Origin of the sequence: Streptomyces arenae (assembly GCF_022343545.1) — a bacterium.
Classification (GTDB): Bacteria; Actinomycetota; Actinomycetes; order Streptomycetales; family Streptomycetaceae; genus Streptomyces; species Streptomyces humi.
On the sequence record NZ_JAKQYH010000078.1, the window covers coordinates 55204 to 71872 of the forward strand.

Below are 16669 nucleotides of genomic sequence, written 5' to 3' on the forward strand. Positions count from 1 at the left end.
TGGGCGCATGGAGACGGGGAGCGCCGCCGGCGCCGAGACCACGGGGACCGAGCCGGTGTGGACGGGGCTGCCGCCCGGCCTGCTCCGGATGCGCCGGCTGTTGCTGGTGGTGTGGCTGGGGCTGACCGCCCTCGCCGTGGGGCTGCTGCTGGGCCTGCTCGCGGGCGCGGTGTGGGCGGCGTTCGCGCTGCTGCCGCTGGCCGTGCTGGCGTGGGGCTGGGTGCTGCTGGGCCGCAACTGGCGGTCCTGGCGGTACGCCGAGCGGGCCGACGACCTGCTGATCAGCCGTGGTGTCCTGTGGCGCGAGGAGACCGTGGTGCCGTACGGGCGGATGCAGCTGGTGGAAGTGACCTCGGGGCCCGTCGAGCGGCACTTCAAGCTGGCCAGCGTGCAGCTGCACACCGCCGCCGCGGCCACCGACGCGACCATCCCGGGCCTCGACCCGGCCGAGGCGGAACGGCTGCGCGACCGGCTCACCGAGCTCGGCGAGGCCCGATCGGCGGGCCTGTGAGCACGTCCGGCGTCGACGACGCCATACGCCCGGACGGGCCGGACGGGATCGTCGCCGAGCGCCGGCTGCACCCCGTGACACCGTTCCGGCGGGCCTGGGCGCCGGTCGCGGTGATCGCCGGCTGGGCCGTGCACGACCCGAACCAGGCGCAGGAACAGCTGACCAGGCTGACCACGACCATGCTGCTCGGCGGACTCGCCGTCCTGGTCGCCGCGGGCTCCCTGTACGGCTTCCTCACCTGGTGGTTCACCTACTTCGCGGTGACCGAGAGCGAACTGCGCATACGCACCGGCCTGTTGTTCCGGCGCACCGCGCACATCCGGCTGGAGCGGATCCAGGCCGTCGACGTCACCCAGCCGCTCCTCGCGCGCGTGGCGGGCGTCGCCAAGCTGCGCATAGACGTCGTCGGCACCGACAAGAAGGACGAACTCGCCTTCCTGGGACAGGGCGAGGCACGCAGACTGCGCGCGGAGCTGCTCGCGCGCGCCGCCGGTTTCGCGCCCGAGACGGCGCACGAGGTCGGCGAGGCACCGGCGCACGAGCTGATGCGGGTGCCGCCGGCCAAGCTGGCGCTCTCGCTCGTGCTGACGGGCGCCACGTGGGGTTCGCTGGCCGCCGCGCTCGTCGTACCGCCCTTGCTGTGGCTGGCCACGCACAGTGTGTGGACGGTCCTCGCCACCGCCCTGCCGCTGCTCGGCGCGGCGGCCACGGCCAGCGTGGGGCGGTTCGTCTCGGAGTACGACTGGACGCTCGCCGAGTCCCCGGACGGGCTGCGCATCGACCACGGGCTGCTGGACCGCACCCACGAGACGGTGCCGCCGGGGCGGGTGCAGACCGTGCGGATCGTGGCGCCGCTGCTGTGGCGGCCGCTGCGCTGGGTGCGGGTGGAGCTGGACGTGGCCGGGTCGGAGAACTCCGTGCTGGTGCCGGTCGCCCCGCGCGCGGTGGCCGAGTCCGTCGTCGCGCGCGTGCTGGCCGGGGTGACCGTGCCGGGTGAGCTGTCGCGGCCGCCGCGACGGGCCCGCTGGTGCGTCCCGCTGTGGTGGCGCGGCCACGGTCTGGCGGTCACGGACGCGGTGTTCGCGGCGCGGCACGGACTGCTGCGCCGGAAGCTGTCGCTCGTGCCGCATGCCAAGGTCCAGAGCGTACGGGTGACGCAGGGGCCGTGGGGGCGGTTGTGGCGGCTCGCGGACGTCCACGTGGACACGGGAGCCAACAAGACCGTCACGGCCCGCCTGCGGGACGCCCAGGAGGCCGCGGGCCTGCTGCGCGAGCAGGCCGAACGCTCACGGACGGGCCGCCGCTCGGCCCGCCCGGACCGCTGGATGGCTTGACGCCCAGAGCACTGGGGCCGACAGGTCGTCGGCCGGGTGCGGCGCCGCCGTGGCCGATCGCGCAGTTCCCCGCGCCCCTTCGGGGGCGCCCTCGACAACCGCAAGCCCTGAACGAACGGATAGCTCATCGGCCGGGCGCGGCGCCGCCGTGGCCGATCGCGCAGTTCCCCGCGCCCCTTCGGGGGCGCCCTCGACAACCGCAAGCCCTGAACGAACGGATAGCTCATCGGTCGAGTGCGGCACCGCCGTGGCCGATCGCGCAGTTCCCCGCGCCCCTTCGGGGGCGCCCTCGACAACCGCAAGCCCTGAACGAACGGATAGCTCATCGGTCGGGCGCGGCGCCGCCGTGGCCGATCGCGCAGTTCCCCGCGCCCCTTCGGGGGCGCCCTCGACAACCGCAAGCCCTGAACGAACGGATAGCTCATCGGTCGAGTGCGGCACCGCCGTGGCCGATCGCGCAGTTCCCCGCGCCCCTTCGGGGGCGCCCTCGACGACCGCAAGCCCTGAACGAACGGGGGCTCATCGGCCGGGTGCGGCGCCGTCGTCGCTGGGCGCGCAGTTTGCCCGCCCCTTCGGCGGTGGTGCGGGAAGCGCCCCTTCAGGTGCGCGGGCGCACCCGAACGGCGACCCGTCGGGCCCGGAACGGTCTGAGCCGGGGCGCCCCGTGGGGTGCCCCGGCTCAGGATCGCCGCGTGTTCAGGACCCGGCGCTGCTTCAGGACGCGGCGCTGCGTAGGCCTCCGAGGTTGATCTGCTCCGTCTCGTCGTGCGCGGTCAGGTCGATGACCTGGCCGACGCCCCGGGACTCCGGGTCCGCGGGCTTGAAGTCCGCCTCGGACTCGGCCTTGTGGAGCGCGAGCGCCTCCTGGCCGACGACGTCCGCGAGGTCCTCGTTGTGCATGGAGTCGAGGCCGCCCGACGAAGCGCCCTTCTGCGTGCCGAAGAAGTCGAAGCCGCCGGTGACCAGCGGGCGCGGGATGGGCGCGGCCGGCAGCACGGCCACGGCGGTCGGCACCGTGAAGTGCCCGGAGGGCTGCACGGAGTTGGCGGACGGCGCCGTGCTGACGTGCACGTCCTCCTCAGCGCCGCGGACGTCCTCCTCGGTGCCGCGGACGTCTTCCTCGGCCTCCGCCGCCGGGGCGGTGGGCTCCGGCGCGGCCGGGGTGTCGGCGGCCGCGCGCGTGTGCCCGTCGGCCGCCTCGGGCTTCCCCTGTGCCTCGTCCTCCGGGGCCTCCGGCGCGGCCGCCGCCTTCGGCGCCGCGTGCTCGGTGGCCTGCTCCGGCGCGGCCTCGGTGTCCGCGTCGGCGGCGGCCGCCACCGCCGGGGCGTCGCCCTCGTCGAACCGGGCCAGTGCCACCTTGGCCCGCAGGAACAGCTTGGAACCCGCCGGTGAGAACACCGCGGGAACCTCGGGAGCGGTCCCCTCGGGAGCGTTCTCCTCGGAAGCGGTCCCCTCGGCCGCGTCCTCGGCCGCCGACGCCCCGTCCGTCAGCGCACCGTCCGTCGGCGCCTCGTCCGTCGGCTCCGCGGGGTCGTCCCCGCTCCGGGCGGCCGGCAGCGCGTTCGTCGGTTCGGCGGCCTCGATCTCCAGCAGGCGGCGGCCCTCCAGCGCGCTGGCCCGCTCGGTCTCGGCGGTGGCGTAACGGCGCAGCAGGGACGCGTGCTCGTTACGCAGGCCCGCCAGCTCGGTCCGCTTCGCGCGCAGCCGCTGCTCCAGCTTGGTACGCAGCTCCCGCGACTCCTCGAGGTCGGTCTCCAGCTCGGCGATCCGCTCCTCGTGGCGCCACTCGTCGCTCGCCCGCGCGCGGGACAGGTCGGCCACCTGCTTGCCCGCCTCGCTGTCCCAGCGGCGCATGACGGCGGCGCCGACCGCGGCGGTGGCCGCGGCTATCGCGGCCAGGGTGCGCAGCACCGTCCGATCCGAGAACAACCAGGGGCCCAGGGCGCAGACGAGGGAGACACCGGCGATCGCCGAAGGAGGCAACAGCCTGTGCAAGGGCGGGGAATGACGGTGGCGTCCACGTGGCATGGCCAGAAACTTACCGCGCGTAGGCGAATGATGGTGCCAGGGGCCGTAAAAACACGGCGACAACGAAGTCTTCACACGACTTCGCCGGCGCCCGCGTTCAGCGCTCGGCCAATCGCCCGCTGATCCACTCCAGTGTCGCGGGGATCTCACGGCGCCAGGTATTGAAGTTGTGACCTCCGCTGTCGAGGATGATCGACGAGATCCGGGTCCGGTTCGTGGCCTGCACGCGCGCGATGAATTTCAGCGTGTCCTTGTAGTTGGATTCCCCGACCTTGCTGCTGGTGACCAGCAGCGAGGTGTCCGGAGCCGGTTCGTGGGCGAGGAACCACCACAGGTTCGCGCGGTTCTTCAGTCCCTGGTCGCCCTGGAAGAGGTCTCCGGTCGTGGCGTCCTTGGGCGCCTTGTACGAGGGGGAGAGCCCGGCACCGGCCCCGTACACACCGGGGTGGTGCATCGCGAGCTTGAGCGCGCAGTAGCCGCCCGTCGAGTCGCCGACGATCCCCCAGCCGCCCGGCTTCCCGTCGACCCGGTAGTGCGCGCGTACGGCGTCGGGCAGGTCCTTGGCGAAGAAGGTCTCGGTCCCCGGCCCGTGCGGCACGTCGACGCACTCGGTGTCCCGGGGCGGGGCGACCGTGGGCCGCAGCATCACCAGGATCGTCGGCCGCATCCGGCCGGCCTGCACCAGGTGCTGCGCCGTGCGCGGGTAGTGCAGTTTGTCGACCAGCGCCCGCGCGGTGCCGGGGTAGCCGCTGAGGACGACCAGCACCGGGAACGTACGCGTGCGGTACTGCGGCTGGAAGTACTCCGCCGGCAGGTACACGTACGCGGGCGTGGCGATGTGGGTCGTACGGCCGACTATGTCGACCTGCTGGATCTGCCCTGCCGTCCGGGGCAGCGAACCGCCCATGCCGTGCACCTCGGACGTCGCCACCAGCCGGACCGGTCCGGCCGCCGAGCCACCCGGGGTGTGGTCGACGACGACCCCCTGGTCGGTTTCGGTGCCCATCAGGTCCGCCCAGCTCGCGTAGAAACCGAAAGCCTGGTTGACCGCTATCCCCACGCACGCGAAGAGCGCCAGCTGGGTGGCCAGCAAAAGACCGACGCGGCCGCTGACGGCGCGCCAGTTGCGCCGGGCGAGCCGGGGCCACAGCCACACCGTGCCTGCGAACAGCAGAACGGCGCACAAGATCGTCAATGCCAGCATTTTATTGCTCGTGAGACCCATGAGGTGCTTCCTGCCTGCGCTTTCCCCCGTGCCGCCCGCTGCTTTCAGCAAGGCTTGCCCCGGGCTTTCCCTGGCCTTTGAACCGGCTTTCCGGTGAGGAGTGAACCTCTCCCCCCGAGACACCGTCCTAGAGGGCGCAATGTCGCCGGATGCCCGAATCGGCACCGGAATCAAGGTCTCTCGCGGAACTACGGGATGCGATGTCTGTCAGGATAGATGGGGAAATGTCGGGCGAGGTTCCGAGCCGATCAGGCCGGGCGCGGCGCATAGTCCGTGGTCCGCGCCCCGAGGCCGTCCCCGCCCTGGTCGGCAGGGCGTGTGCCGTCGTGGGCGTCCTGGACATCGCGGCGGGCGTGTTCCCGCGCTTCCGGCACAGCCGCATGCACGCCATGGCCGAGGTGCTGCCCGGGTCGCTCGGGCCGTTCGCCGCCGCGCTGTCGCTCAGCGCCGGCGTGCTGTTGCTGCTGCTCGCGCACGGGCTCAAGCGGCGCAAGCGCCGGGCGTGGCGGGCCGCCGTGGCACTGCTGCCCGCCGGCGCGGTCTCGCAGTTCGTGTACCGGCACTCGGTCATCGGCGCGCTCATCTCACTGGCGCTGTTCGTGCCGCTCGTGATCCACCGAGACGAGTTCAAAGCGCTGCCCGATCCGCGCAGCCGATGGCGGGCGCTCGCCAACTTCGTCCTGATGAGCGCCGGTTCACTCGCGCTCGGCCTGGTCATCGTGAGCGCCCACCCGAAGCGCACGATCGGCGACCCGAGCCTGGCCGACCGCCTCACGCACGTCCTGTACGGCCTGTTCGGCTTCGAGGGCCCCGTGGACTACGAGGGCTCCACGTCCTGGACGGTCGCCTTCTCGCTCGGCGCGCTCGGCCTGATCACCGCCGTCACCACCATCTACCTGGCGTTCCGCCCCGAACACCCCGCCGCCCACCTCACCGAGCAGGACGAGGCCCAGCTGCGCGCCCTCCTCGAGAAGCACGGTGCCCGCGACTCCCTCGGCCACTTCGCGCTCCGCCGTGACAAGGCGGTCGTCTTCTCGCCCAGCGGCAAGGCGGCGGTCACCTACCGGGTGGTCTCCGGCGTGATGCTGGCCAGCGGCGACCCGATCGGCGACGTCGAGGCCTGGCCCGGTGCCATCGAACGCTTCATGGACGAGGCCAAGGCCCACTCCTGGACGCCCGCCGTCATGGGCTGCTCCGAGACCGGCGGCGAGGTGTGGACCCGCGAGACCGGCCTGGACGCCCTCGAACTGGGCGACGAGGCGGTGGTGGACGTGGCGGATTTCTCGCTCGCCGGACGCGCGATGCGCAACGTGCGCCAGATGGTCAAGCGCATCGAGCGGGCCGGCTACGAAACCCGGGTACGGCGTATCCGTGACCTCGGCGACGCCGAACTGGAGCGCATCCGCCGCGCCGCGGAGGACTGGCGCGGCACCGACACCGAACGCGGCTTCTCGATGGCGCTCGGCCGCATCGGCGACCCCGCCGACGGCGACTGCCTGATCGCCACCGCCCACAAGGCCGACGAGACACCCGGCCCCTACGGTGACCTCAAGGCGATCCTGCACTTCGTGCCCTGGGGCACCGACGGCGTCTCCCTCGACCTGATGCGCCGCGACCGTGCCGCCGACCCCGGCATGAACGAACTGCTCATCGTGGCCGCCCTCCAGGCCGCCCCGAAACTCGGCGTCGCCCGGATCTCGCTCAACTTCGCGATGTTCCGCTCGGCGCTCGCCCGCGGCGAGAAGATCGGCGCGGGACCGGTGCTGCGCGCCTGGCGCGGACTGCTGGTCTTCCTCTCCCGCTGGTTCCAGATCGAGTCGCTGTACAAGTTCAACGCCAAGTTCCAGCCGCGCTGGGAGCCGCGCTTCGTGGTTTACCGGGCCTCCGGCGACCTCCCGCGCATCGGGCTCGCGGCCATGCAGGCCGAGGGCTTCGTGAGCCTCGCCCTGCCGCTGCCGCGCTTCCTGCGCCGCGGCGGCGCCCCGGCCCGTCCCTGCCCGCACCACGCCGCCGAACGCGACATCCGCGCGGCCTGACCCGACAGACCGGCCCGAGCGGACGCCCCTCCCCCTCCAGCCCGGGGGGCTCCGCTCGGGCCACCGCCCGCGGGCCGCGCTCAGGCCACCGCCCGCGGGCTCCGCTCGGGCCACCCGGGCTCCCGGGCCCGGCCTGGGCCTACGCTGAACGTATGAGCAACCACAGCGGGCGTGGCCAGGTGACAGGGCTTCCGGCATGGGACCGGTGCGCGGTCATGGGTGTCGTGAACGTGACCCCCGACTCCTTCTCCGACGGCGGCCGCTGGTTCGACACGACGGCCGCCGTCAAGCACGGCCTCGCCCTCGTGGACGAGGGCGCCGACCTGGTCGACGTCGGCGGCGAGTCCACCCGCCCCGGTGCCACCCGCGTCGACGAGGCCGAGGAGCTGCGCCGGGTCGTGCCCGTCGTCCGCGGCCTCGCCTCCGAAGGCGTCGTGGTCTCCGTCGACACCATGCGCGCCTCGGTCGCCCGGCAGGCCCTCGCGGCCGGCGCCGCACTCGTCAACGACGTCAGCGGCGGTCTCGCCGACCCCGACATGATCCCGGCCGTGGCCGACTCCGGCGCCCCCTTCGTCGTCATGCACTGGCGGGGCTTCCTGGCGGGCGGCAACGTCAAGGGGGTGTACGACGACGTCGTCACCGAGGTCCTCGACGAACTGCACGCGCGCGTGGAGGCCGTGCTGGCCGGCGGCATCTCCCCGGACCGGATCGTCGTCGACCCGGGGCTCGGCTTCTCCAAGAACTCCGAGCACGACCTGATCCTGCTCGCCCACCTCGACCGGCTGCACGCCCTGGGCCACCCGCTGCTCGTCGCCGCCTCCCGCAAGCGGTTCCTCGGCCGGGTCCTGGCCGGACCCGAGGGGGCGCCCCCGCCGGCCCGGGAGCGCGACGCGGCCACGGCCGCCGTCTCCGCGCTCGCGGCGCACGCCGGCGCGTGGGCGGTACGCGTGCACGAGGTGCGCGCCACGGCGGACGCGGTACGCGTCACGCGCGCCATAGAAGACGCGCGCACGGCGACCGCCACGCCCGGCGTGCCCGCCACGCCCGGCGTGCCCGGCGCCGAGCGCGCAGAGGGAGCCCGGTGAGCGCCCCCCACACCGACGTCGAGCACGTCGAGGCCGCCAACACCGCCTTCTACGAGGCACTGGAACGCGGGGACTTCGAAACCGTCTCCGGCCTCTGGCTCACCCCCGCCGACCTGGGCGTCGACGAGGAGTACCACGACCCGGCCGACACCGGCGCGATCTCCTGCGTGCACCCGGGCTGGCCGGTGCTGACCGGCCGGGGCGAGGTCCTGAGGTCGTACGCGCTGATCATGGCGAACACCGACTACATCCAGTTCTTCCTCACCGACGTGCACGTCTCCGTCACCGGCGACACCGCCCTGGTGACCTGCACCGAGAACATCCTCAGCGGCGGCCCGGCCCCCGAGGGCAGCCATGAGCTCGGTCCGCTGGTCGGGCAGCTGGTCGTCGCCACGAACGTCTTCCGGCGCACCGACGACGGCTGGAAGCTCTGGTCCCACCACGCCTCCCCGGTGCTGTCCGAGGCCGACGAGGACGAGGAGGAGGACACCCCTTCCTGAGGAGGAAGACGTTCGTCCTGACACGGCCCGGGTGCTCCGAACGGCCCCCACGGCCCGCACCCGCCGCAGAAGTGGCTGGAATCACGAACTCGCCGGTAGCTCCGGCCACCGGCCCGTGAGCCACCGGGTTCTACCGGGGAAACTCGCGGTGAACCCTGGCCCGCCCGGCACACGCCACCGCCCTGTACCCCCGGCACTGTCGGTGCCCGCAGGTAGATTCGTCAGTGGCCGGTCCATCGTCCGCACGCGATGCGTCCGCGCCGTCACCGACGATTGCAGGAGTGATTCGCGTGGATCGTGTCGCGCTGCGCGGCCTGAGGGCCCGCGGGCACCACGGTGTCTTCCCGAAGGAGCGCGAGGAGGGCCAGACCTTCCTCGTGGACCTCGTCCTCGGCCTGGACACCCGGCCCGCGGCGGCCGACGACGACCTGGCGAAGACCGTGCACTACGGCATCGTGGCCGAGGAGGTCGTCGCCGTGGTCGAGGGGGAGCCGGTGAACCTGATCGAGACGCTCGCCGAGCGGATCGCCCAGGCCTGCCTGAAACACGAGGGGGTAAGAGAGGTCGAGGTCTGCGTTCACAAGCCCGACGCACCCATCACCGTCCCCTTCGACGACGTCACCGTCACCATCACCCGGAGCCGAGTATGACCGCATCCTCCCTGCGCGGGCCCAGCGACCCGACCGTACAGCCGGTGCCCGCCTCCGTCGTCGAGCAGGTCGACGCCGCCGACACCACCCTGTCCAACCCCAAACGCGCCGTGGTCGCCCTCGGCTCCAACCTCGGCAACCGCCTGGAGACCCTCCAGGGCGCCGTCGACGCGCTGGAGGACACCCCCGGCGTCCGCATCAAGGCCGTGTCCCCGGTGTACGAGACGGAGCCGTGGGGCGTCGCCCCCGGCAGCCAGCCCACGTACTACAACGCGGTCGTCGTGCTGAAGACCACCCTCCCGCCGTCCTCCCTGCTGGAGCGGGCGCACGCGATCGAGGAGGCCTTCAACCGGGTGCGGGACGAGCACTGGGGCCCGCGCACCCTCGACGTCGACATCGTCGCGTACGCCGACGTCGTCTCCGACGACCCGCGGCTCACCCTCCCCCACCCGCGCGCCCACGAACGCGCGTTCGTGCTCGCGCCCTGGTACGACGTGGACCCCGAGGCACTGCTGCCCGGCCGCGGCCCGGTGGCCGAGCTGCTGACGGCCGTCACGCGGCACGGTGTGGAAGCACGCGGGGACCTGGAACTCCGACTGCCCGAGTAGTCGTTAAGGTCGAGACGACCACATCGCTGCGGGGGAGCTGAAGGAAGACAGTGAAAGAGCTGCGGATCAGGGTGCTGGCGGGCGTCTTCGTCGTGGCGGCGGTGCTGTCCTGGGCGGCCGCCCGCCTGTGGAACTCGGTGGGGACCCTGCCCAGCGTGCCGGTGGCCGCCCCGATCGTCCTGGCGCTGATCGCGGTGGTCCTGCTCTCCACGGCGCTCTCGCTGCGCGCCCGCTTCCGGGCCCAGCGCGAGCGCCGCCCGGGCGCCAAGGGCGTCGACCCCCTGATGGCCGCCCGCGCGGTGGTCTTCGGCCAGGCCAGCGCCCTGGTCGCGGCCCTGGTCGCCGGCATGTACGGCGGTGCGGGCCTGTTCCTCCTGGAACTCCTCGACATCCCCGCCCGCCGCGACCAGGCCCTCTACGCGGCCTTCTCGGTCGTCGCCGGCATCGCCGTCATAGCGGCAGCCATCTTCCTGGAACGCGTCTGCAAACTCCCGGAGGACGACGACGACAACCACACCGGGGCCGAGCCGGTGGCCTGACCCCTGTCAGGGATCAGCAAGAATCAGCGGGCCATGATGAGGCTCATCGCCTCGTTCCGCGTGGCCGCGTCCCGCAGCTGGCCGCGCACCGCCGACGTTATGGTCTTCGCGCCGGGCTTGCGGATCCCCCGCATCGACATGCACATGTGCTCGCACTCGATGACCACGATCACGCCCCGCGGCTCCAGGATCTGCATGAGGGAGTCGGCGATCTGCGTGGTGAGTCGTTCCTGCACCTGCGGACGGCGCGCGTAGACGTCGACCAGCCGGGCCAGCTTGGACAGCCCCGTGATCTTCCCGCTCTCCGACGGGATGTACCCCACGTGGGCCACGCCCCGGAACGGGACCAGATGATGTTCACATGTGCTGTAGACCTCGATGTCCTTGACCAGCACCATCTCGTCGTGGCCGATGTCGAACGTGGTGGTCAGAACGTCCTCGGGCTTCTGCCACAGCCCCGCGAAGATCTCCTTGTACGCCCGTGCCACCCGCGCCGGGGTTTCCCGGAGGCCCTCTCGGTCGGGGTCTTCGCCGATTGCGAGGAGGAGTTCGCGTACGGCGTTCTCGGCGCGTTTCTCGTCGAACTCGCCGATGGTTCCCTCGCCGTCCAGGGTCACGGGGTCGGTCATGTGTGCCTCGTTCCTCAACCTGTACACGTGTGGATCACGCGCCTCATGTGCGGGCATTACCGAAATGCCGCGCCCCCCAGGCTAGGTCCTGGGGGGCGCGGCATCCATTCCGGGCCGGGTGGGGCCGGTGAGGTCAGCTCTCGGGGCGGTCCTCCGGGGCCGGCTCGGTCGCCGGGGCGGACTCGGCCGCCGTGGACTTCACCGTGCTGATCGCCGGCGTGGAGCCGTTCGCCCCGTTGGTCAGTGCGAGCTCCTTGGGGGAGAGCACCGGCGGGCGGGTGGACGGCGTACGGCGGGAGGAACCGGTCCAGGCGGGCCGGGCCGGGCGCTTGACGATGGCGGAGAAGATCTCGGCGATCTCCTCCTTGCCCAGGGTCTCCTTCTCCAGGAGCTGGAGAACGAGGTTGTCGAGGACGTCGCGGTTCTCGACCAGGATCTCCCAGGCCTCGTTGTGCGCGTTCTCGATGAGCTTCTTCACTTCCTCGTCCACCAGGGCGGCGACCTCTTCCGAGTAGTCGCGCTGGTGGGACATCTCACGGCCGAGGAAGGGCTCGGTGTTGTCGCCGCCGAACTTGATCGCGCCGAGACGCTCGGTCATGCCGTACTGCGTGACCATGGCGCGCGCCGTGGACGTGGCCTTCTCGATGTCGTTCGCGGCGCCCGTGGTCGGGTCGTGGAAGACCAGTTCCTCGGCCGCGCGGCCGCCCAGCATGTAGGCGAGCTGGTCGAGCATCTCGTTGCGGGTGGTGGAGTACTTGTCCTCGTCCGGCAGGACCATCGTGTAGCCGAGGGCGCGCCCGCGGGACAGGATGGTGATCTTGTGGACGGGGTCGGAGTTCGGGGAGGCCGCCGCGACCAGGGCGTGTCCGCCCTCGTGGTACGCGGTGATCTTCTTCTCCTTGTCCGACATGATCCGGGTCCGCTTCTGCGGGCCCGCGACCACACGGTCGATCGCCTCGTCGAGCATCTGGTTGTCGATGAGCTTGCGGTCGCTGCGGGCCGTGAGCAGGGCCGCCTCGTTCAGCACGTTCGACAGGTCGGCGCCGGTGAAGCCCGGCGTGCGGCGGGCGACCGCCGCGAGGTCGACGTCGGGCGCTACCGGCTTGCCCTTCTGGTGGACCTTGAGGATCTCCAGACGGCCCTGCAGGTCCGGCGGGTCGACCGCGATCTGGCGGTCGAAGCGGCCGGGGCGCAGCAGCGCCGGGTCGAGGATGTCGGGCCGGTTCGTCGCGGCGATGAGGATCACGCCGCCCTTGACGTCGAAGCCGTCCATCTCGACGAGCAGCTGGTTCAGGGTCTGCTCGCGCTCGTCGTGACCGCCGCCGAGGCCGGCGCCGCGGTGGCGGCCGACCGCGTCGATCTCGTCGACGAAGACGATCGCCGGGGCGTTCGCCTTGGCCTGCTCGAAGAGGTCACGCACCCGGGAGGCACCGACACCGACGAACATCTCGACGAAGTCGGAACCGGAGATCGAGTAGAAGGGCACCCCGGCCTCGCCGGCGACGGCACGCGCGAGGAGCGTCTTGCCGGTACCGGGGCGGCCGTAGAGGAGCACACCCTTGGGGATCTTGGCGCCGACGGCCTGGAACTTGGCCGGCTCCTGCAGGAACTCCTTGATCTCGTGGAGTTCCTCGACGGCCTCGTCACAGCCCGCGACGTCCGAGAACGTCGTCTTCGGGGTGTCCTTGGTGATGAGCTTCGCCTTGGACTTGCCGAAGTTCATGACCCGGGAGCCGCCGCCCTGCATCTGGTTCATCAGGAACAGGAAGACGACCACGATGAGGACGAAGGGGAGCAGGGAGAGCAGGACACCGACGAAGGCGTTCTGCTTGGTCGGCGAGACGGTGTAACCGTCGGGGATCTGCTTGTCCTGGTACTTGGTCTGCAGCGTATTGGCGATGGTGACGCCCTGGTCGCCGATGTAGCTCGCCTGGATCTTCGAGCTGCCGTCGACCTTCTGGCCGTCCTTGAGCGTGACCTTGATGGTCTGCTCGTCACCGGTGGTCAGCTTCGCCGATTCCACCTTGTTGTCGTTGATCGCCGCCACGACCTGGCCGGTGTCCACCGTCTTGTAGCCGCCGGACGAGCCGACGACCTGCATCAACACGACCACGGCAAGGACGGCCAGCACGATCCACATGACCGGCCCACGGAAGTATCGCTTCACGTCCATCCATACGGAGCGGTGTCGCCCCGTCCCTCCTGCCATAGTGAGTTTGATAAGACAGTTCTTCTGACGGTACCCCAGCATTGTCGCCCGAAGCCGCACGAAGCTGCTCGGACGGCTGGCAAACCCGCCTCTGCTTGCTCCAACGGCGCGAAACCCGCTGGGGTTCCCGATCGTCTTACGTAAGTGGACCCTCCGGCGTATCAGCCGGGGTTCAGCCGCCGTAGACGTGGGGCGCGAGCGTACCGACGAACGGGAGGTTGCGGTACTTCTCGGCGTAGTCGAGGCCGTAGCCCACGACGAACTCGTTGGGGATGTCGAAGCCGACCCACTCGACGTCGATGGCCACCTTGGCCGCGTCGGGCTTGCGCAGCAGGGTGCAGATCTTCAGGGTCTCGGGCTCGCGGGAGCCGAGGTTGTTGATCAGCCAGGACAGGGTCAGCCCGGAGTCGATGATGTCCTCGACGATCAGGACGTGCCTGCCCTTGATGTCGGTGTCGAGGTCCTTGAGGATCCGCACCACGCCGGAGGACTGGGTGCCCGCGCCGTAGGAGGACACGGCCATCCAGTCCATGGTGACGGGGGTGGACAGCGCCCGGGCGAGGTCCGCCATGACCATCACCGCGCCCTTGAGGACGCCGACGATGAGCAGGTCCTTGCCCGCGTACTCCGCGTCGATCTTCGCGGCCAGCTCGGCCAGCTTCGCGTCGATCTCTTCTTTGGTGATGAGCACCTGCTGGAGGTCGGCACCCATGTCTTTCGCGTCCACCCGCATCACTTTCGGTCGGTCGTCCCACCGGCCTACCCAGCCCTCGGAGGGGTCCTCCGGGAGGCCGGGATTCAGCCTTGCCGAATCACCAGTCTGCCACCCTGCCGCTGGGCGACGACTTTGCCGGGGAGATTGATGGCTCCCTGGCCGCGCCAGCCGGTGATCAGGCGGTCGACTTCCTCGATGTGCCGGGCGAACAGGGAACCGGCCGGTGCGCCCGCCTGGATGGCGGCACGGCGCAGGATCCGGCGGCGCACGGCGGGCGGCAGGGCGTAGAGCTTGGCGCACTCCAGCATGCCCGTGGCGTCGCGTACGGAGGCCTCCGCTTGGCTGGCCCAAGTGTCGAGGGCGTCGGCGTCGTCGCGGGAGAGCTGGGCGGTGCGGGCGAGGGCCTCGACGACACCCTTGCCGAGCGCCTTCTCCAGGGCGGGAAGTCCTTCGTGGCGGAGCCGGGAGCGGGTGTAGGCCGGGTCCGCGTTGTGAGGATCGTCCCAGACGGGCAGGGCCTGGACCAGGCAGGCCTTGCGGGCGGTCTGCCGGTCCAGCTGGAGGAAGGGGCGCCGGTAACGGCCGTCGGCCCCCGAGACCGCGGCCATTCCGGACAGGGAGCGGATGCCGGAGCCGCGGGCGAGTCCGAGCAGGACGGTCTCGGCCTGGTCGTCCCTGGTGTGGCCGAGCAGGATCGCGGTGCCGCCGTGCCGTTCGAGGGCGGCGTCCAGGGCGGCGTAGCGGGCGTCGCGGGCGGCGGCCTCGGGGCCGCCGTCGCGGCCGACGGTCACCGTGATGGACTCCACCGGGTCGAGGCCGAGTTCGCGCAGTCGCAGGACGACTTCCTCGGCGCGCAGGTCGGAGCCCGGCTGGAGGCCGTGGTCGACGGTGATGCCGCCCGCGCGGACGCCGAGCTTGGGGGCTTCGAAGGCGAGGGCGGAGGCGAGTGCCATGGAGTCGGCGCCGCCGGAGCACGCCACGAGGACGAGCGGGGAGGGGGTCCGCTCGTTCGGGGCCTGGCCGTTCGGGGCCTGGTCGTTCGGGGTCTGCTCCGGGATGTCCCCGGCGGGGCGTGCGAGGCGCGCGGTGATGCGCCCTCCGGTGCGTTCGCCGGTGGTGCGGCTGAGACGGCTCTGGTCGGTGAGGATGTCGTGGAGGACGCGGCGGACCGCCAGGCGTATCGCCGCGACCGCAGGATGGGGACCCATGTCCGGTTCCCTTCATGAAGTTTTCGGGGGGTGAGCCCGGGATCGGTCACTCAGAGTGTGTCGATGGTGACAGAAACGGGCCGTTCCCCGAGCATCGCACGCCTACCCATCGCTCACGGTCCCTCGGACGGGTGATTGAAGGGGCGTTCGCCTGCCGCGTGCCGGATCCGGTTCACCCCGTCCCGACCGGTTCACGACTCGGCCCTGCGGTGCACCCGCGCGACCCAGTCCGCCGGTTTGGCGATCTCCGCCTTGGTCGGCAGGGTGTTCGGGGAGGTCCACACGCGGTTGAAGCCGTCCATGCCGACCTGGTCGACGACGGCCCGTACGAAGCGCTCGCCGTCCCGGTACTGGCGGAGTTTCGCGTCCAGGCCGAGCAGTTTGCGCAGGGTCATGTCCAGCCGGGAGGCGCCCTTGGCGCGCCGCTGCTGGAACTTCTCGCGGATCTCCGCGACGGTCGGTACGACGGCCGGCCCGACGCCGTCCATGACGAAGTCGGCGTGGCCCTCGAGGAGGGACATGACGGCGGTGAGCCGGCCGAGGATCTCGCGCTGCGCCGGGGTCTGCACCAGTTCGACGAACGACCGTCCGCCGTCGTCCTCCTCGGTCTCGGGGCGGCCGCCGGCGAGCGACTGGGCGGCGTCGCGGACGCGTTCGAGGACGGTCATCGGGTCGACGTCGGTCTCCGACAGGAACGCCTGGATCTCGCCCTCCAGATGGGCGCGCAGCCAGGGCACCGCCGTGAACTGGGTGCGGTGCGTCTCCTCGTGCAGGCACACCCAGAGGCGGAAGTCGTGGGGCTGCACGTCGAGTTCGCGCTCCACGTGGACGATGTTCGGGGCGACGAGCAGCAGCCGGCCGCCGCCGTGCTCGTCCGCCGGGAGGTCCCCGGAGGCCGGGGCGAAGGTCTCGTACTGGCCGAGGACGCGGGAGGACAGGAACGAGAGCAGCATGCCGAGTTCCACGCCGGTGACCTTGCCGCCGACGGCGCCGAGGACCGCGCCGCCCGGGGTGCCGGAGCGCCGCTCCTGCATCTTCTCGAGGAGCGGCTTGAGCAGTTCGCGGAACCCGGCGACGTTGGCCTTCACCCAGCCGGGGCGGTCGACCACCAGAACGGGGGTGTCGTGGACGTCGTCGGTCCCCATACGAGTGAAGCCCCGGACGTGTTCCTCCGAGGCTTTCGCGTGTCGTCGCAGTTCCGCGACGATGGCCCGGGCCTCGTCGCGGCTCACCTCGGGTCCCGGCCGCACGAGCCGGGTCGCGGTCGCGACCGCGAGATTCCAGTCGACCATCCCAGAAGAAGCAGCGCCACCGATGCTCGTCATGCGTCAACCGTACGTTAGCGCTACCGCTTGGGGCAGGCCGTGGAGGTTGGTGGGGCTGGCGTGACTT

At 71.6% G+C, this 16669-nt stretch carries 15 protein-coding genes; 8 read left to right on the forward strand and 7 right to left on the reverse strand.

Annotated elements, in window-relative coordinates:
• The first annotated feature begins 7 nt into the window (after positions 1-7).
• Positions 8-511 carry a PH domain-containing protein gene (locus MB828_RS38070; RefSeq protein ID WP_301652150.1) on the forward strand — a complete coding sequence of 168 codons (504 nt, stop codon included), beginning with the start codon at positions 8-10 and terminating at the stop codon, positions 509-511.
• Positions 508-1845: a PH domain-containing protein gene (locus tag MB828_RS38075; protein WP_301652151.1), complete on the forward strand. Its 1338-nt coding sequence runs from the start codon at positions 508-510 to the stop codon at positions 1843-1845. Before MB828_RS38070 ends, MB828_RS38075 begins: the two co-directional genes overlap by 4 nt.
• Before the next feature lie 714 nt (positions 1846-2559).
• On the opposite strand, the gene MB828_RS38080 is transcribed toward MB828_RS38075, so the two are convergent.
• Together MB828_RS38080 and MB828_RS38085 are read right to left on the reverse strand one after the other, a co-directional pair.
• Positions 2560-3840 carry a hypothetical protein gene (locus tag MB828_RS38080; RefSeq protein WP_301652152.1) on the reverse strand — a complete coding sequence of 427 codons (1281 nt, stop codon included), beginning with the start codon at positions 3838-3840 and terminating at the stop codon, positions 2560-2562.
• Between the two features lie 130 nt (positions 3841-3970).
• A complete protein-coding gene (locus MB828_RS38085) occupies positions 3971-5098 on the reverse strand; it encodes an alpha/beta hydrolase (RefSeq protein ID WP_133023275.1) in 1128 nt (375 codons plus the stop codon).
• Between the two features lie 224 nt (positions 5099-5322).
• On the opposite strand from MB828_RS38085, the gene MB828_RS38090 reads away from it, so the two are divergent.
• From MB828_RS38090 to MB828_RS38115, 6 genes are all read left to right on the forward strand, one after another.
• Entirely contained in the window at positions 5323-7134 is a 1812-nt protein-coding gene (locus MB828_RS38090; RefSeq protein WP_133023276.1) for a phosphatidylglycerol lysyltransferase domain-containing protein, read from the forward strand.
• Positions 7135-7286: 152 nt separating this feature from the next.
• Entirely contained in the window at positions 7287-8219 is a 933-nt protein-coding gene (gene folP / locus MB828_RS38095) for a dihydropteroate synthase (RefSeq protein ID WP_301652153.1), read from the forward strand.
• Positions 8216-8719 (forward strand): nuclear transport factor 2 family protein, encoded by a 504-nt coding sequence (locus MB828_RS38100; protein ID WP_301652154.1) that lies wholly within the window; start codon positions 8216-8218, stop codon positions 8717-8719. Before folP ends, MB828_RS38100 begins: the two co-directional genes overlap by 4 nt.
• Positions 8720-9009: 290 nt before the next feature.
• Positions 9010-9369 (forward strand): dihydroneopterin aldolase, encoded by a 360-nt coding sequence (gene folB / locus MB828_RS38105; RefSeq protein ID WP_046730900.1) that lies wholly within the window; start codon positions 9010-9012, stop codon positions 9367-9369.
• Complete coding sequence (folK, locus tag MB828_RS38110; protein ID WP_301652155.1) at positions 9366-9977, forward strand: 2-amino-4-hydroxy-6-hydroxymethyldihydropteridine diphosphokinase; 612 nt, start codon at positions 9366-9368, stop codon at positions 9975-9977. Before folB ends, folK begins: the two co-directional genes overlap by 4 nt.
• 50 nt (positions 9978-10027) lie before the next feature.
• Entirely contained in the window at positions 10028-10516 is a 489-nt protein-coding gene (locus MB828_RS38115; protein ID WP_301652156.1) for a DUF3180 domain-containing protein, read from the forward strand.
• 23 nt (positions 10517-10539) lie between these two features.
• Here MB828_RS38115 and folE read toward each other — a convergent pair whose 3' ends face one another.
• The 5 genes from folE to MB828_RS38140 form a co-directional block, all read right to left on the reverse strand.
• Positions 10540-11145: a GTP cyclohydrolase I FolE gene (gene folE, locus MB828_RS38120; RefSeq protein WP_301652157.1), complete on the reverse strand. Its 606-nt coding sequence runs from the start codon at positions 11143-11145 to the stop codon at positions 10540-10542.
• A 133-nt stretch (positions 11146-11278) separates the two neighbouring features.
• The gene (gene ftsH, locus MB828_RS38125) at positions 11279-13318 is read right to left on the reverse strand and encodes an ATP-dependent zinc metalloprotease FtsH (protein ID WP_301652158.1); all 2040 of its coding nucleotides are present in this window, start codon (positions 13316-13318) and stop codon (positions 11279-11281) included.
• Between the two features lie 208 nt (positions 13319-13526).
• Positions 13527-14087 (reverse strand): hypoxanthine phosphoribosyltransferase, encoded by a 561-nt coding sequence (gene hpt, locus MB828_RS38130; RefSeq protein WP_093500061.1) that lies wholly within the window; start codon positions 14085-14087, stop codon positions 13527-13529.
• Between the two features lie 65 nt (positions 14088-14152).
• Complete coding sequence (tilS, locus tag MB828_RS38135; protein WP_301652159.1) at positions 14153-15277, reverse strand: tRNA lysidine(34) synthetase TilS; 1125 nt, start codon at positions 15275-15277, stop codon at positions 14153-14155.
• A gap of 191 nt (positions 15278-15468) precedes the next feature.
• Positions 15469-16602, reverse strand: a complete 1134-nt coding sequence (locus MB828_RS38140) for a zinc-dependent metalloprotease (RefSeq protein WP_133023283.1) — start codon at positions 16600-16602, stop codon at positions 15469-15471.
• Between the last annotated feature and the right edge of the window lie 67 nt (positions 16603-16669).

Bases quoted from the DNA above. Each gene is read 5' to 3' on its own strand.
- MB828_RS38070 (WP_301652150.1), top strand. From the start codon at position 8: ATGGAGACGGGGAGCGCCGCCGGCGCCGAGACCACGGGGACCGAGCCG.
- MB828_RS38085 (WP_133023275.1), bottom strand. From the start codon at position 5,098: ATGGGTCTCACGAGCAATAAAATGCTGGCATTGACGATCTTGTGCGCC.
- MB828_RS38090 (WP_133023276.1), top strand. From the start codon at position 5,323: ATGTCGGGCGAGGTTCCGAGCCGATCAGGCCGGGCGCGGCGCATAGTC.
- folP (WP_301652153.1), top strand. From the start codon at position 7,287: ATGAGCAACCACAGCGGGCGTGGCCAGGTGACAGGGCTTCCGGCATGG.
- folK (WP_301652155.1), top strand. From the start codon at position 9,366: ATGACCGCATCCTCCCTGCGCGGGCCCAGCGACCCGACCGTACAGCCG.
- folE (WP_301652157.1), bottom strand. From the start codon at position 11,145: ATGACCGACCCCGTGACCCTGGACGGCGAGGGAACCATCGGCGAGTTC.
- ftsH (WP_301652158.1), bottom strand. From the start codon at position 13,318: ATGGACGTGAAGCGATACTTCCGTGGGCCGGTCATGTGGATCGTGCTG.
- hpt (WP_093500061.1), bottom strand. From the start codon at position 14,087: ATGCGGGTGGACGCGAAAGACATGGGTGCCGACCTCCAGCAGGTGCTC.
- tilS (WP_301652159.1), bottom strand. From the start codon at position 15,277: ATGGGTCCCCATCCTGCGGTCGCGGCGATACGCCTGGCGGTCCGCCGC.
- MB828_RS38140 (WP_133023283.1), bottom strand. From the start codon at position 16,602: ATGACGAGCATCGGTGGCGCTGCTTCTTCTGGGATGGTCGACTGGAAT.